Below are 14475 nucleotides of genomic sequence, written 5' to 3'. Positions count from 1 at the left end.
AAGGCCGGTTGTGAACGAGACGAGCAAGGCGAACGACGACGAGGACCTGCCCCGCGACGCCGCGGCGTCCGGCGAGCCCACCGCCCAGCCCGCGCCCGATCCTTCGCCGCGCCGTCCCGCCGCGGGCAGCCAGGCCGAACAGGACGAGATCTTCGCCGCGCTGGTCGCCCAGTTCGACGAGCCGGTCGACCTGACCGACCCGGCCTGGCCGGAGGCGGAGAACGTCCGCACCCAGCCCGAGCGTCCGGAGCGCCGCGCCGACCCCGGCCTCAACTCGCTGGCCGGCTTCGCCCCCCGCCCGATCCCGCGCCCCGAGGACGGCCCGCGCAGTTACTCCGTCGCCGAGGACGAGGACGAGGGCCACTTCGTCCCGCCGGAGCCCCCGCCGCTGCCGCCCGCCGACACCACCGCCAAGTTCGCCTGGCTGGCCGTGCTCGGCGGCCCGGCGCTGCTGCTGTTCGACGCGCTGGTCTGGCGCGAGGTCTCCGGCTGGCCGGCCTGGGTCGGCGTGCTCGCCTTCCTCGGCGGCTTCGGCACCCTGGTCGCCCGGATGAAGGACCGCGACGAGGACGAGCCCGACGACCCGCAGGGCGGCGCGGTCGTCTGACCGGCGCCGCCCCGGCGGTGCCGCTACGCGGCCGGGATGCGCAGCGCCGCCAGCACCGGCAGGTGGTCGGTGGCCGCCCGCAGGTCCGCCTCCGACACCCCCGGCAGCGGGTACGGCACGCCGCAGCCGAGCACCTCGACGTCCGGGGTGGTGAACACCCCGTCGATCCGCTGGAACGGGTCGCCCGGCACCGAGGTCTCGGTGCCGCCCCACGGTGCCTTCGCGTGGGCGTCCGTCAGCTCGGCCGCCAGCGCCCGCCAACCCGGGTCCTCCGGGTGCTCGTTGAAGTCGCCCGCGATCACCCCCGGCTCGCCGGGCCGCAGTTGACGCCGCAACAGGGCGAACTGGCGCAGCCGCTCGTCCGGGTCGAGGCTCAGGTGGCAGCTGGTCACCGAGAACGGCCGGCCGCCGCCGATCCGCAGCAGCGCGCCGGCGAAGCCGCGGGCGTGCAGGCCCCGGGTCTTCGGCAGCAGCACGTCGCGCAGTTCCAGCACGTCGACCCGCAGCCGCCCGAGCAGCAGCGGCCCGGCCGCCACCCGCCCGCCGCCGGCCAGGATCACCATCCCGGTCTCGTGCGCGAGCCAGGCCGCCGACTTCTCCGGCTTCCAGTACCGCGGCGACTCCTGCACACAGACCACGTCGGGCTCACAGGCCCGAATCACCCGAGCCACCGCCGCCCGGTCGTCGCGCAACGACCGCACGTTGTAGCTCAGCACCCGCACCCGCCGCGCCCCGTCCGGTTCCACCCCGGACGACGCCAACGCAATCCCAGTGTCCGTCACCTGACAGACAGTAACAGGGACGTACAAGCCGCCGCAGGGCAGCAACCACAGGGGCGCGAGGAACCGCCCGCGCACAGCAAGATCCGCCCGACGAGAGCACTCCCCTCCCCGGGCGGATCCACATGACGATGCGTCAGGTGCGGGCCAGGTCCGCCGCCCCCGCGATCCCCGCCGCCGAACCCATCGACGCCAGCACCACGTTGGCGCGGGGTCGCTGCGGGCCGCCGGTCAGGTAGGTCTCGAACGCGGCGGCCACCGGGTCGAGCAGCAGGCTGCCGGAGTCGGAGACGCCGCCGCCGAGGACGAAGACGCCCGGGTCGAACAGCGCGGCGAGGTCGGCCATGCCGCGGCCGAGCCAGTCGGCGAGCTCGGCGTAGCAGGAGAGGGCCAGCGGGTCGCCCTCCTCCGCGGCCTCGGTGATGTGGATGCCGCGGATGGTCTCGGCGACGCCGTCGTTGAGCTCCAGCATCCGCTTGCCGGCGATCGGGTCGGCCGCGGCCTTCTCCCGGCCGTAGCGGCGCAGCGCCCGCCCGGAGCCGTACTGCTCCCAGCAGCCGTGGCCGCCGCAGCCGCACTCCAGGCCGTCGGGGACCATGTTGAGGTGGCCGATCTCGCCGGCCACGCCGAAGCGACCGCGGTGCAGCCGGCCGTCCAGCACGATGCCGCCGCCGATGCCGGTCCCGACGGTGATCAGGACCATGTCCTCGTAGTCGGCCGCGGCACCGAACCGGAACTCCGCCCACGCCGCGCAGTTGGCGTCGTTCTCGACGACCGTCGGCAGGCCGGTGAGTTCCTCGACGCGCTGCTTGAGGGGCTCGTTCTCCCAGTCGATGTTGGGCGCGAAGATCACGGTGGAGCGGTCCCGGCTGATGAAGCCGGGGGCACCGACGCCGACGGCGGCGACATCGGGGTACTGCTCCTTCAGTTCTCGTACGCCCTGGGCGATGGCGTCGACCGCCCACTGGGGGTCGGCCGGGGTGGGCACCCGGGTCCGGGCCAGAATCTCGCCGGCCTCGTCGACCACACCTGCTGCGATCTTGGTACCGCCGACGTCCACGCCGATGGTCAGAGCCATGTGTCCCTCAGCTATTCACTCGTTCCCGCTCAGCGGAACGGTACCGGCTGAGGGGTGCCCACGTACACAGTCCGGCATACATTATTCGAAGACAATCCGGGAGAGACCGCCCAGACTGCCTTCACAAGTCATATTGACGACGCCATTCCGTGATTGCCTGAGATCATAACGTCACGAAGCCCACGTCGCGGCTTAACTAGTTGTCGGACGCCTCGGCGGGCTCGTCCAGGTCCACCCGCTCGGTCTCGGCGTGTTGGGGCGCCGACCAGCGGCGTTCGTGCCCGGCGACCGCCGCGCGGTAGGCGGCCAGCAGCTCGCCGCCGGCCGCGGCGAGGTGTCCGTACACCTCCGGGTTGGACTCGCGGAGCTTTCCGCCGACCTCCACCGCTTTCACTCCGAGTGCGGTCGCGAACTTCCGCACCTCGTCGACCAGCGGCGCGAAATCTCCGCCCGCACCCGGCTCCTCAGCACCCACCACGCACTCCCTCTCTCGTGTCTCCCGCGCGACTCAGAGCCCGCGCGGCCACAACGCCGGGTCCGGCGCGAACCGCACCGACAGCACCCCGGCGGCCAGTCCCGCCCCGCCGACGGTGCAACGGCGGAGCGCCGACGGGAGTGCCAGGACCCGCCGGTAGGCGCCCACACCGACCACCAACTCGTCGCCGCGGCGCAGCAGTTCGAGTTCCTCACGGTCGGCGCCGGGCAGCGGCAGGTGCCACAGCAGCAGGCCGTCCTCGGCCAGCCGGTCCTCCACCCAGGGATCGGCGGGGGCGGGCGTGGCGGGGTGGCCGGCCGCGTAGAGCTGCTCGGCGAGCGTCTCCAGGGTGCTGTCGGGCTGCCGGGTGGTCAGCAGCGGGACGTCCAACTGCCCGGCAAGCGCTGCGAGTTGCTCGCGCTGCCGGTGGGCGGTGCGGGCCAGCCAGTCGTCCGGGGAGTCCACCGCGGCGGCGGGCAGCGCGCCGTGCGCGACCACCGCGTCCAGGGCCAGGCCGTGCAGCGCGAGGCCGGCCCGGATCCGGGCCAGGCCGCCGGGGTCGGGACGGGCGGCGTCCTGCACCAGCCGGACGGTGGTGCCGGGCGCGGTGATCGCGGCGCGGGCCTCGGCGATGGCGCCCGCCGCGGCGGCCCGGGCCTCGAACAGCCGGTCGGTGGGCATCGACATCCCGGCCACCGCGGCCAGCAGCGGGCGCAGCGCCCGGGCGGCCTGCCGCTGCTCGGGCAGCAGCCGGGTCAGGTAGCGGTCGAGCTGCTCGGGCAGCGCGAGGGTGGCGATCAGTTCGGCGGGCGGCGGGGCGGCGACCACCAGCACCTCGGCGGCGGCCCGGGGCAGCGCGCGCAGCAGGGCGAGGGCGCGGGTGCCGGGCAGCGGGCCGAGCTCCTCGGGGTCGAGCGGTTCGGCGCCGATCAGGTCGAGCGCGGGGGCGAGCTTGTCGCGGTAGCCGTCGAGGGCGGCGCTGAAGGCGGCCTGCTCGTCGATCCGGGCCACCGTCAGGTGCGCGTCGTACCGGACGGGTCGGGGCGTGAGGCGGGCGTCGAGCAGCGCGTCGACGGCGCGGTGCGGGTCGTCGGCGGCCAGCAGCAGGGTGTCGCGGCCCTGCCGGGCGTGCTGCAGTGCGGTGGCGGCCGCGATGCGGGCCGCGTCCGGGCCGCTGACCAGGACGGTACGAGTGGCCACGCGCCCGGTCAGCCCTCGACGCGCTTCTTCAGCCCGGCCAGTGCCCGGTCGATGATGACCTTCTCCGCCTTGCGCTTGATCATGCCGAGCATCGGGATCTTCACGTCCACGGCCAGCTGGTAGGTCACCTCGGTGGCCTTGCCCGCGGGGGCGAGGGTGTAGGAGCCGTCCAGCGAGCGCAGCATCTGGCTGCGGACCAGGGTCCAGCTGACCTCGCGGTCGCCGTCCCAGGTGTAGGCGAGGGCGTGCTCGTCGCGGATCGCGCCGGCGTCCAGCAGCAGCCGGACCTCGGTGGCGCGGCCGTCGGGGCCGCTGGCCAGCACCTCGATCTCCTTCACCTCGCCGGTCCACTCCGGGTAGGCGGCGAAGTCGGCGATGACCGCCATGACCTCGGCCGGGGTGGCGTCGATGACAATGCTCGACCTGGTGTGCTCCGCCATTGCGGCCTCCGCGATCTCCCGTGCTGCTGTACGCCCAGCAGAGGCTATCGCGGGCGGGCGGGTGCGCTTCCCGCCCGGTCCGCCTACCGGCGGGTCACCTGACGACTGCCGTAGGGTTCGTTCCGATCATCCACACCCCGACCTGCGGTGTGACGCTTGGAACAACGAGGCCGACCCCCCTGGCCGAATTCGTCTACCGAGCAGTAACGTCCTGACGTCCCGCAGCGTCGCAGACGAGGAGCAGTCTTGCTCGAGGAGTTCAGCCTTCCGGCCCGCTACCAGGTCCCGAGTGACGGCAACCTCGCCGACCTGGTCCACCAGAACGCGGAGCGGCACCCGGGCGTCGCTGTGCTCAGCCGCAAGACGGACGGGCACTGGCAGGACCTCACCGCCGCCCAGTTCCTCGTCGAGGTGCACGCCGCCGCCAAGGGCCTGATCGCCACCGGCATCGCCCCCGGCGACCGGGTCGCCGTGATGTCCCGCACCCGCTACGAGTGGACCCTGCTGGACTTCGCGATCTGGACCGCCGGCGCGATCACCGTCCCGGTGTACGAGACCTCCTCCGCCGAGCAGGTGCAGTGGATCCTCGGCGACTCCGGCGCGCTCGCCGTGATCACCGAGACCGCCCAGCACGCCGCCGTGGTCGCCGAGGTCCGCGACGCCCTGCCGGAACTCCGGCACACCTGGCAGATCGAGGACGGCGCGATCGCCGCGCTCGCCCTGGCCGGGCAGGACGTCCCCGACGCCGTGATCGAGGAGCGCCGCCGCCTGGCCCGCCCCGACTCGATCGCCACCATCGTCTACACCTCCGGCACCACCGGCCGCCCGAAGGGCTGTCAGCTCACCCACGGCAACTTCCTCTCCGAGCTCGGCAACGTCTGCGCCCGGATGCCCGAGCTGTTCCGCACCGGCGAGTCCTCCGTGCTGCTCTTCCTGCCGCTGGCCCACGTGCTGGGCCGGATCGCCGAGATCGCCGCCGCCATCGCCCCGGTCAAGCTCGGCCACGTCTCCGACATCAAGAACGTCACCGAGGAACTCGGCTCCTTCCGGCCGACCCTGATCCTCGGTGTCCCCCGGGTCTTCGAGAAGGTCTTCAACACCGCCCGCGCCAAGGCCCAGGCCGAGGGCAAGGGCAAGATCTTCGACCGCGCCGCGGACACCGCGATCGCCTACAGCCGCGCCCTCGACGCCGGCGGCCCCTCGCTCGGCCTGCGCCTGCGGCACGCGGTCTTCGACAAGCTGGTCTACGTCAAGCTCCGCAACGCGCTCGGCGGCCGCTGCAACGCCGCCATCTCCGGCGGCGCCCCGCTCGGCGAGCGGCTCGGCCACTTCTACCGCGGCATCGGCTTCCGCGTCCTGGAGGGCTACGGCCTCACCGAGTCCTGCGCCGCCACCGCCTTCAACCCGGACGACAAGCCCAAGATCGGCACCGTCGGCCAGCCGCTGCCCGGCTCCGCGATCCGCATCGCCGAGGACGGCGAGGTCCTGCTGAAGGGCCCGCAGATCTTCACCGGCTACTGGAACAACCCCGCCGCGACCGCCGAGGCCCTCCAGGACGGCTGGTTCGCCACCGGTGACATCGGCACCCTCGACGACGAGGGCTACCTCACCATCACCGGCCGCAAGAAGGAGATCATCGTCACCGCCGGCGGCAAGAACGTCGCCCCCGCGGTGATCGAGGACCGCATCCGCGCCCACGCGATCATCGGCGAGGTCATGGTGGTCGGCGACCGCAAGCCCTTCATCGCCTGCCTGGTCACCGTCGACGACGAGTTCTTCCCGCGCTGGAAGTCCCTCAACGGCAAGCCCGCCGACGCCACCGTCGCCGACCTCCGCGAGGACCCGGACCTGCTCGCCGCCATCCAGGCCGCCGTCGACGACGGCAACCAGGCGGTCTCGCACGCCGAAGCGGTCAAGAAGTTCCGCCTCCTCACCACCGCCTTCACCGAAGCCAGCGGCCACCTCACCCCGTCCCTGAAGCTCAAGCGCAACGTGGTCCTCAAGGACTTCGCAGCGGACGTCGAGGCCCTCTACACCCGCTGACGCCCCGCCAGGGGCGCGGTAACCTGCGCCCCGACCTCGTGCCCCGTCAGGGGCGCTGGGGGTACCTCCCGGCCCCCCTTGGGGCTGGCGGCGGAACTGCGCGCGCAACCACTCCGCTGCCGCAAGATCGCGCCACGGTGCAACTGACCACCCGCAGCGCGATCTTGCTGCCGGGTGCCTTCCGCTGCTCGCAGGTCCCCGAGCCCCTGCTTTGTCACTCCGCAGCCAACAGCCCCGTCAGCCGCTGCGCCAGCATGCCCCAGCGCCAGCTGTCGTGGACCCAGCGCCGCCCCGCCTCGCCGAGCTCGCGGCGCAGCCCCTCGTCCCCGAGCAGTCGCACCAGCCGCTCGGCCAGCACCTCCACTCCCCCCTTGCCGGGCACCACGTAGCCGGTCTCGCCCTCGCGCACCGCGTCCGGCGCCCCGCCGGAGTCGCCGGCCACCACCGGGAGCCCGGTCGCCGAGGCCTCCAGGTAGACGATGCCGAGACCCTCCACGTCGAGGCCGCCCCGGCGCGTGCGGCAGGGCATCGCGAAGACGTCGCCGGCCCCGTAGTGCGCGGGCAGTTCCTCCCACGGCACGGCGCCGGTGAAGACGACCGAGGACCGCACGCCCACCGAGTCGACCAGCTTCTCCAGCTCGGCCCGGTAGGGCCCGCCTCCCACCACCAGCAGCACCGCGTCCGGCACCGCGGCCAGCACCCGCGGCATCGCGGTGATCAGCGTGTCCTGCCCCTTGCGCGGCACCAGCCGCGACACGCACACCACGACGGGCCGGTCGGTCAGCCCGAGCCGGGCCCGCACGGCGTCCCCGCCGGAGTCCGGACGGAACGTCGACTCGTCGACACCGGGCGGCAGTTGCACCATCCGCGCGGCGGCCTCCGGCCCCACCGCCCGGGCGATCCGGGAGCGCGTGTACTCCCCCAGGTAGGTGAGGACGTCGGTGCCCGCGCCGATCCGCCGCAGCAGCTGCGCCGAGCCCGGCAGCTGCGCCCACGCGGCCTCGTGCCCGTGCGTCATCCCCAACAGCCGCCGGGCGCCCGCCTTCCGCAGCGCGGGGGCCATCAGGCCGAGCGGCGCGGCGGCGCCGAACCAGACCGAGGTGCAGCCCTCCGCCCGGAGGATCTCGGCGGCCCGGCGGGTCACCCGGCGGGTGGGCACCATCATCCTGGTGCGGTCGCGGATGACCGGGAACGGCTGCTCGGCGTCGAACTTCGCGACCTCTCTGCCGTCCCGCCAGGTGGAGGCGTACACCACGACGGACCCGGCGGGCTGGCGGACGGCCATGTTGTGGACGAACGCCTGGATGCCGCCCGGCCTGGGCGGGAAGTCGTTGGTGACGATCAGGGTCTTGTGCATGCCGCGGCTCGCTCGGTCGGGGTGGTGCTCGGAGTACCTGTGAGTGGTCCGTACGATAGGTCACCGTGCCCGTTCGCCGGGAACGCGCCCGGGAGGGCCGCCGTTCTGGAAGGCTCGAAGTTCTCATGGACGCCGCCGCAACCGAACCGGTTCCCGGCGGGTCCTAGGTGGTGTCCCGGTGTACGCGACGACCGAAGGAGCGTAGTGGAGTCAGCCCAGGCCGGACGGTCCGGCAGTACCGAGTACCTGGCGCTGTCCACCGCCCCCGGCACCGCGCCGGCCCGCGGGCCGCTGTGGACGCTGGCGGGCGGCTGGCTGGTCTCCCGCACGCTGATCGTGCTGATGCTCGCCGGGGTGCTGCGGATCGCCAGCACCGACGTGACGGCGGACGTCTCGGTGATCTACCACGGCTGGTACGAGGTGCTGCGCACCGGCACCTTCCCGCTGGACGACGTGACCTGGCAGTACCCGCCGGGCGCGGCGCTGGTGATCCTGCTGCCGGGGCTGCTGCCCTGGTCGTACCTGGTGTCGTTCTTCGTGATCTGCGGCGTGGTCGACGCGACGGCGATGGCCCTGCTGATGCGCGCCGGCACCCGCCGGGGCCGCAGCTACCACGGCGCCTGGTACTGGGTGGCGGGCGTGCCGCTGCTCGGGCCGACGGTGTACTGCCGCTACGACATCATCGTGACCGCGCTGGCGATCGTCGGCCTGCTGGCCCTGCTGCGCCGGCCGGCCCTCGGCGGCGTGCTGCTGGGCCTCGGCGGGCTGGTGAAGATCTGGCCGCTGCTGGCGCTGATCGGCACCCCGCGCGGACGGCGCACCCGCCGCTCGTGGACGGCGGCGGCGGCGTTCGCGGCCTCGCTGGGCTTCCTGCTGACGGCGGGGATGAACGGGGCCTTCGAGTTCCTGAAGTTCCAGTCCGAGCGCGGCATCGAGATCGAGTCGCTGGGCGCGCTGCCGCTGCACTTCGCCAAGCTGGCCGGCGCCTGGCACGGCACGGTGACGATGAACTACGGCTCGGTGGAGTTCCTCGGGCCGTGGGTGCCAGTGGTCTCCAAGGTGATGGTGGCGCTGACCGTCGCCGGTTTCGGCTGGCTGCTGGTGTGGCGGCTGCGGGCGGCCCGCTGGACCACCGCGACCACCTACGACGCGGCGCTCTGCGCGCTGCTGATCTTCACCGTGACCAGCCGGGTGATCAGCCCGCAGTACATGATCTGGATCATCGGCCTGGCCGCCGTCTGCCTGACCGCGCGCGGCACCAGCCAGCGCCCGGCGGCCGTGATGGTGCTGGTCACCACGGTGCTGACCACGCTGGAGTTCCCGGTGATGTTCGGCGCGGTCAACCGCAGCGAGCTGCTGGGCGTGCTGGTGCTGACCGCCCGCAACCTGCTGCTGCTGGCCACCACCATCGTGTCGGCGCGCGGCCTGTGGCGCTCCACCCGCCGCCCGGAGGCCGTCACCACCGTGGTCCTGCCCGCCGACCAGGTCGCCCCGCACTACCCGGTCCGCCCGGGCATCGCCTACGAGCAGGACCTGCTGGACGACCTGACCCCGGCCGACCGCACCTGACGGTCCGTCGGGAGCCGGCACGACCCCCGACTGGAACTTTCTGAAACCTCTTGCAGCAACTGCCGTGCGCTGCCACCATCACCGGGTGATCGACTACGACATCCTGATCGTCGGCGGCGTCGGCGTGGACACCATCGTCCGGGTGGACCGGCTCGAGGTGCCCGCCGACCGCGACTCCGTCGGCGTGCCCCCGGTCGTCGACTACCCGGCGCACACCGGGAACGGCGTCGCACTCGGCTGCCACGCGCTGGGTCTGCGCACCAAGTTCGCCGACTTCCTCGGCGCCGACCCGCAGGGCGAGCTGATCCTCGCCGAGTACGCCCGCCGGGGGCTGGACTTCAGCCACCTCCCGGCCCCGGCCGGCACCCCGCGCAGCGTCAACCTGGTCGACCGGGACGGCCTGCGGTTCTCCTTCTACGACGGCCGCCACCCCGCGGACGCCCGGCTGCCGCGGGAGTTCTGGCTGCCGCTGCTGGAGCGCACCCGGCACGTCCACCTGTCGATCACCAACGTCAACCGGGAGATGTACCCGGAGATCCACCGCCTGGGCCGCAGCAGCTCCACCGACCTGCACACCTGGGACGGACAGCAGGAGCACCACCGGGCCTACGCCTTCGGCTCGGACCTGGTCTTCCTCTCCGCGGCGGCCGTCGGCGGCCGCCCGGAGGCGGTGATGCGCACGGTCCTGGCGCAGGGCCGGGCCGAGCTGGTGGTGGCCACGGCCGGTGCGGCGGGCAGCTTCCTGCTCACCCGGGAGGACGAACTGCCGCGCCACTTCCCGGCCCTGGACCCGGGGGCGCCGATCGTGGACAGCAACGGCGCGGGCGACGCCTTCGTCTCCGGCTTCCTCAGCCGGCACCTGGCCGGCCGCCCGGTCGAGGAGTGCATGCGGGCCGGCGCGCTGGCCGGGGCCTTCGCCTGCACCACGGCGGGCACCCACACGGCCTTCCTGGACGCCGCGGGCCTCCAGGCGGCGCTCAACTCCGCAGCTTCGCCGTCTCGCTGATCCACCGCTTGGTGAACTCCTCCACGCCGACGCCGAGTTCGGTGCGCATCGCACGGTCCAGCTGCCCGGCGCCGAGCGCGCCGACCGACCGGTAGAACGCCACCAGCCGGTCCTGGCCCCACTGACGGGCAATCAGGTCGCAGGCCAGCCAGGAGAGTTCGTAGGCCTGGCCGATCCCGGCGGCGCCGGCGGTGAAGGCCTCGTCGGCGGGCAGCGCGGTGGGCAGCCGACCGGCGGTGACCTCCTTGGCGAGTTCGGGGGCGATCTGCCGGGCGGTGCGGCCGGTGCCGCGGTAGCCGGTGTAGTCGGCGACGCCCTCGGAGAGCCACAGCGGAGTCCACGGCTTGGTGTCGGCCCGGGTGGCGACGTGGGTGGCCTCATGGGTGACCACCACCCGGCGGCCGAGGTCGCTGAGCTGCCGGTACGCCTCCGGGTTGACCAGGATCCGGTCGGCCGGGGTGTGCGCCGGGGCGCCGCTGACCGCCAGGGTGACCGCGGCTATGCCCTGGTAGCTGTCCGCGGCGACGTCCATCCGCCGGGCGAACTGCTGCTCGGTGAGCGGGAGTTCGAGCAGCAGCCGGCCGGGCTTCCAGTCGCCCCAGACGGCAGCCACGGCGGGCACCGCCTGGTCGGCGAGCTCGGCCAGCGCGCCCAGCTCGGCGGTCTCGCCGAGCCCGAGCACCAGGCTGCGCCGCCCGGACACCGCGCGCACCGCGCCGAGGTCCCAGGGCGCCACCGCTCCGGTCGGGGTCTCCCGGACCACCTGCCAGCCGTCCTCGGCGCGGGTCAGCTCCAGTTGCCGCTCCAGCAGCGCCGGGTAGTCGTCGACACCGTCCAGCCGGTAGCCGAGCTCCGCGGCGACGGTGATCCGGTCGGCGCCCGCCGGCGGCTCGGTGAACGAGCCGAGCTTCAGGGTGTACTCGGCGAAGCGCAGCTCGGCGGTGCGCTCCAGCAGGTCCCGGTCGGACTCCTCGGCCTCGGGGGCGCCGAGCGCCAGCAGCCGGGCGGCGTCGCCCTGCCGGACGGCGAGCGCCCGCAGCGCGAGCAGCCGCTCGACGTCGCCGCGGGTGTCGGGCGCGGCGGGCGCTGCCAGCGGCGCCCGGCGGGGCGGGGCGACCGCCCGGGGCAGCGAGAGCTGGACCGCCCCGGCGGCGGCCAGCAGCAGGGCGGCGCGACGGGACAGCGGAGCACCGACCTGCCGCCCGGACACCCGGGGCAGGTCGGTGACCAGGGGCTCGTCCGGGCTCAGACCCGCACCACCGAGCTGACCGGCATCGCGTTGACGCTCTCGTAGCGGACCCGGGCCCCGGGGTACGGGGCGTGCACGACGACACCGCCGCCGGCGTACATGCCGACGTGGTGCATGTCCTTGTAGAAGATCACCAGGTCTCCGGGCCGGGCTTCGGCGAGGCTCACCCGCCGGCCGGCCGAGGCCTGCTCCTGCGAGGTGCGCGGCAGGGTCACTCCGGCCTGCCGCCACGACCAGTACATCAGACCGGAGCAGTCGAACGTGCGCGGGCCGGTCGATCCGTACACGTAGGGGGAGCCGATCTTGGCGATCGCGGCGGCCAGCGCGACCGCGGCGCGGTCCGAGGAGGGCGGCTGGTCGCCGAGGTCGACCCGGTCGGCGCCGCGGGTGGCGCGCTGCTCGGCCTCCCGGGCGTCGTCGGTGATCAGCCGGGCGCGCTCGGTGGCGCCGAGGCCGTTCAGCAGGTGCTGGGCCCGGCCGAGCCGCGCCTTGACGTCCTCCTTGGCGGCGGCCAGCGACTGCCGGACGTTCTCCAGCTCGGCGAGCTTGGCGGTCGCCTCCTGGCGGCGCTGGTCGAGCCGGCGCTGCCGGTCGGCGACCTCCCGCAGGGTGTCGTTCTGCCGGGAGGTGGCCTGGTCGAGCGAGCGGGCGCCGTCCAGGTAGCCGGCCGGGTCGCGGTCGAGCATCAGCCGCAGGGTGGGGTCGACGCCCTGCGCGCGGTACTGGGCGGCGGCGACCGCGGCCAGGTTGCCGGTCAGCCGGTTGAGCTCGTCCTGCCCGGCGGCCACCTGGTCCTGCAGCGAGGCCGCCTCGGCCTGCAGCTTCCGCTGCTGCTCCTGGGCGGCGTTGAACTTCTCGGAGGCCTGCTCGGCCTCGTCGTACAGCTGGTCGACCTGCGCCTTGACCTCCTTGCGGCCCAGCGGCTCGGCCGGGCTGAGCGGCGCCGCGCCGGCGGCGGCGACCGTGACGCCGAGCGCGCCCGCGGCGGCGGCGGTGAGCGCCAGGGCGCGGGCCAACCGCTGGACGCCCGGCAGTGGGGGGCGACGGTGCACCGACATGCGCGAGGACTCCGTTCCTGCGGCCGCCTCCGCCGCCGCCCGGCGGGGCGGCCGTCCGCTCGGGGGCTCGGGGGCAGAGGTTAGCGAGTCGGATCGATCCAGTCCAAACCCTGACACCTTCGAATATTTGACCGCGAATCGGACATCGGGACGACGAAGGCCCGACACCCCAGGTCGGGGGTGTCGGGCCGTTCGCGCTGACCCTGGGTCAGACCCGCACGATGGTGTTGATCGGCATCGCGGTGGCCGACTCGTAGCGGACCTGCGCACCGGTGTGCGGGGCGTGCAGGACCTGCCCGTTGCCCACGTACATGCCGACGTGGTGCATGTCGCCGTAGTAGATGATCAGGTCGCCCGGCTGGGCCTTGGAGATGTCCGACCCGATCCGGGTGCCGGCGCCGGCCTGGGCCTGCGAGGTGCGCGGGATCGAGACGCCGGCCTGCGCGTAGGCCCACTGCATCAGGCCGGAGCAGTCGAAGGTGGTCGGACCGGCCGCGCCGTAGGAGTACCAGCTGCCGAGCTTGGACGTGGCGGCGGCGAGCGCGGCCCCGGCGTAGCCGGAGGTGGCCTTCACGGCGCCGAGGTCCGGGCGGGACTCGTCGCGGGAGGCGCGCTGGGCGGTGTCGGCCTGGGCGCGGGAGTCCGCGGCGGCCTTCGCCTCGGCGGCGGCCAGCTCGTCGCGCTCCTTCTGGGTGAGCGAGTTGAGCAGGTCGGTGGCCTTGGCCAGCTTCGCCTGGATGTCCTCCTTGTCGGCCTTCAGGGCCTTGGCGGTGACGTCCAGTTCGGTGAGCTTGCGCTGGGCCTCGTCGCGCTGCTGGTCGAGCGCGGCCTGCTCGGTCTTGAAGGACTTCAGCAGCCCGGCCTGGGTGGAGCCGACCTGGTCCAGCGCGCCGGCCTGCCCGAGGAAGGCGTCCGGGCTGCTGGAGAGCATCAGCTGCATGGTCTGCGAGACGCCGCCGGTGCGGTACTGCTCGGCGGCGATGCCGGCCAGGCTGTCCTGAACGGTGGTCACCCGGTCCTGCTGGCGCGCCACCTGGTCCTGCAGCTGGCCGACCTGCTTCTGCAGGTCCTGCTGCTTGACCACCGCGGCGTTGTACGCCTCGGTCTTCACCTCGGCCTGCTCGTTGAGCTGGTCGACCTGCTGCTTGACCTGGTCCTTGGTCGGCGCCGGGCCGGCGTGCGCACCGCCCTGGGTGGAGAGCGCCACGGCGGTGGCGGCGGCGGCAGTGAGAATCGAGACCCGGGCACGGCCTGCGGGCTTGGGACGACGATGGGACGCCACGAAGGCGGACTCCTTCTTCCTCACACACCGCCTACCGGGTGAGCTGACGGGTTCGGGCCGGAAGAAGCCCTACGGTGCCTCACCGGCCGCTGCTACGGCCGACCTGACACCGATTCACCCCGGGGGAACGTGGTTCCCCGGCTCCGTTCGACAGCACCCCCGCAGGGGCATCCCCGTCGGCAGGCCTCGTGGTGACGGCCCGCCCGCTGTGTCACGGACTCGGCGGCGACCTCCGCCGTCGCCCCCCATGGGCGATCGACATTGCGGTGGTCGAGGCATGACCCTAGTAACCGATCCGTGATCCGTTCAAATCCTTGTCAGAAGAAAATCTG

Annotated in this window: 12 protein-coding genes, 1 pseudogene and 1 riboswitch; of the genes and pseudogenes, 4 read left to right on the top strand and 9 right to left on the bottom strand. The window is 73.6% G+C overall.

Annotated elements, in window-relative coordinates; translation table 11 throughout:
* The first annotated feature begins 10 nt into the window (after positions 1–10).
* Positions 11–607, top strand: coding sequence for a hypothetical protein (locus AB0K51_RS02745; protein ID WP_363449727.1), 597 nt, complete (start codon positions 11–13; stop codon positions 605–607).
* Between the two features lie 23 nt (positions 608–630).
* Here AB0K51_RS02745 and AB0K51_RS02740 read toward each other — a convergent pair whose 3' ends face one another.
* From AB0K51_RS02740 to AB0K51_RS02720, 5 genes and pseudogenes are all read right to left on the bottom strand, one after another.
* Positions 631–1389 (bottom strand): endonuclease/exonuclease/phosphatase family protein, encoded by a 759-nt coding sequence (locus tag AB0K51_RS02740; RefSeq protein ID WP_363449725.1) that lies wholly within the window; start codon positions 1387–1389, stop codon positions 631–633.
* A gap of 133 nt (positions 1390–1522) precedes the next feature.
* Positions 1523–2464 carry an ROK family glucokinase gene (locus AB0K51_RS02735; RefSeq protein ID WP_363449723.1) on the bottom strand — a complete coding sequence of 314 codons (942 nt, stop codon included), beginning with the start codon at positions 2462–2464 and terminating at the stop codon, positions 1523–1525.
* Positions 2465–2660: 196 nt separating this feature from the next.
* Positions 2661–2831, bottom strand: a pseudogene (locus tag AB0K51_RS02730) (DUF5304 family protein); the annotation flags it as partial.
* Positions 2832–2972: 141 nt separating this feature from the next.
* Positions 2973–4139 (bottom strand): ArsA-related P-loop ATPase, encoded by a 1167-nt coding sequence (locus tag AB0K51_RS02725; protein ID WP_363449721.1) that lies wholly within the window; start codon positions 4137–4139, stop codon positions 2973–2975.
* Between the two features lie 8 nt (positions 4140–4147).
* Positions 4148–4579 (bottom strand): SRPBCC family protein, encoded by a 432-nt coding sequence (locus tag AB0K51_RS02720; RefSeq protein WP_363449719.1) that lies wholly within the window; start codon positions 4577–4579, stop codon positions 4148–4150.
* A gap of 246 nt (positions 4580–4825) precedes the next feature.
* Here AB0K51_RS02720 and AB0K51_RS02715 point away from each other — a divergent pair, with 246 nt between their 5' ends.
* Positions 4826–6622: an AMP-dependent synthetase/ligase gene (locus AB0K51_RS02715; protein WP_363449718.1), complete on the top strand. Its 1797-nt coding sequence runs from the start codon at positions 4826–4828 to the stop codon at positions 6620–6622.
* Positions 6623–6836: 214 nt separating this feature from the next.
* Here the strand turns inward: AB0K51_RS02715 and AB0K51_RS02710 are convergent, their stop codons facing one another.
* A complete protein-coding gene (locus AB0K51_RS02710; protein WP_363449716.1) occupies positions 6837–7979 on the bottom strand; it encodes a glycosyltransferase family 4 protein in 1143 nt (380 codons plus the stop codon).
* A gap of 204 nt (positions 7980–8183) precedes the next feature.
* On the opposite strand from AB0K51_RS02710, the gene AB0K51_RS02705 reads away from it, so the two are divergent.
* Both AB0K51_RS02705 and AB0K51_RS02700 read left to right on the top strand, forming a co-directional pair.
* Positions 8184–9548, top strand: a complete 1365-nt coding sequence (locus tag AB0K51_RS02705; protein WP_363449714.1) for a glycosyltransferase 87 family protein — start codon at positions 8184–8186, stop codon at positions 9546–9548.
* Positions 9549–9633: 85 nt separating this feature from the next.
* The gene (locus AB0K51_RS02700; RefSeq protein ID WP_363449712.1) at positions 9634–10554 is read left to right on the top strand and encodes a PfkB family carbohydrate kinase; all 921 of its coding nucleotides are present in this window, start codon (positions 9634–9636) and stop codon (positions 10552–10554) included.
* Here the strand turns inward: AB0K51_RS02700 and AB0K51_RS02695 are convergent.
* The 3 genes from AB0K51_RS02695 to AB0K51_RS02685 all read right to left on the bottom strand — a co-directional run bounded on the left by AB0K51_RS02695 (position 10526) and on the right by AB0K51_RS02685 (position 14143).
* On the bottom strand, positions 10526–11764 hold the full coding sequence (locus tag AB0K51_RS02695; RefSeq protein ID WP_363449710.1) for a hypothetical protein: 1239 nt from the start codon (positions 11762–11764) through the stop codon (positions 10526–10528). The two genes, AB0K51_RS02700 and AB0K51_RS02695, sit on opposite strands and share 29 nt — an antisense overlap.
* Positions 11765–11799: 35 nt before the next feature.
* A complete protein-coding gene (locus AB0K51_RS02690; RefSeq protein ID WP_363449708.1) occupies positions 11800–12861 on the bottom strand; it encodes an NlpC/P60 family protein in 1062 nt (353 codons plus the stop codon).
* Between the two features lie 208 nt (positions 12862–13069).
* On the bottom strand, positions 13070–14143 hold the full coding sequence (locus AB0K51_RS02685; RefSeq protein WP_363449706.1) for an NlpC/P60 family protein: 1074 nt from the start codon (positions 14141–14143) through the stop codon (positions 13070–13072).
* A gap of 14 nt (positions 14144–14157) precedes the next feature.
* A riboswitch (cyclic di-AMP (ydaO/yuaA leader) is annotated at positions 14158–14306 on the bottom strand.
* Positions 14307–14475 lie beyond the last annotated feature (169 nt).

The organism is Kitasatospora sp. NPDC049285, assembly GCF_040678815.1.
Taxonomy (GTDB): domain Bacteria; phylum Actinomycetota; class Actinomycetes; order Streptomycetales; family Streptomycetaceae; genus Kitasatospora.
This window is presented reverse-complemented; position numbering and strand designations above follow the sequence as displayed.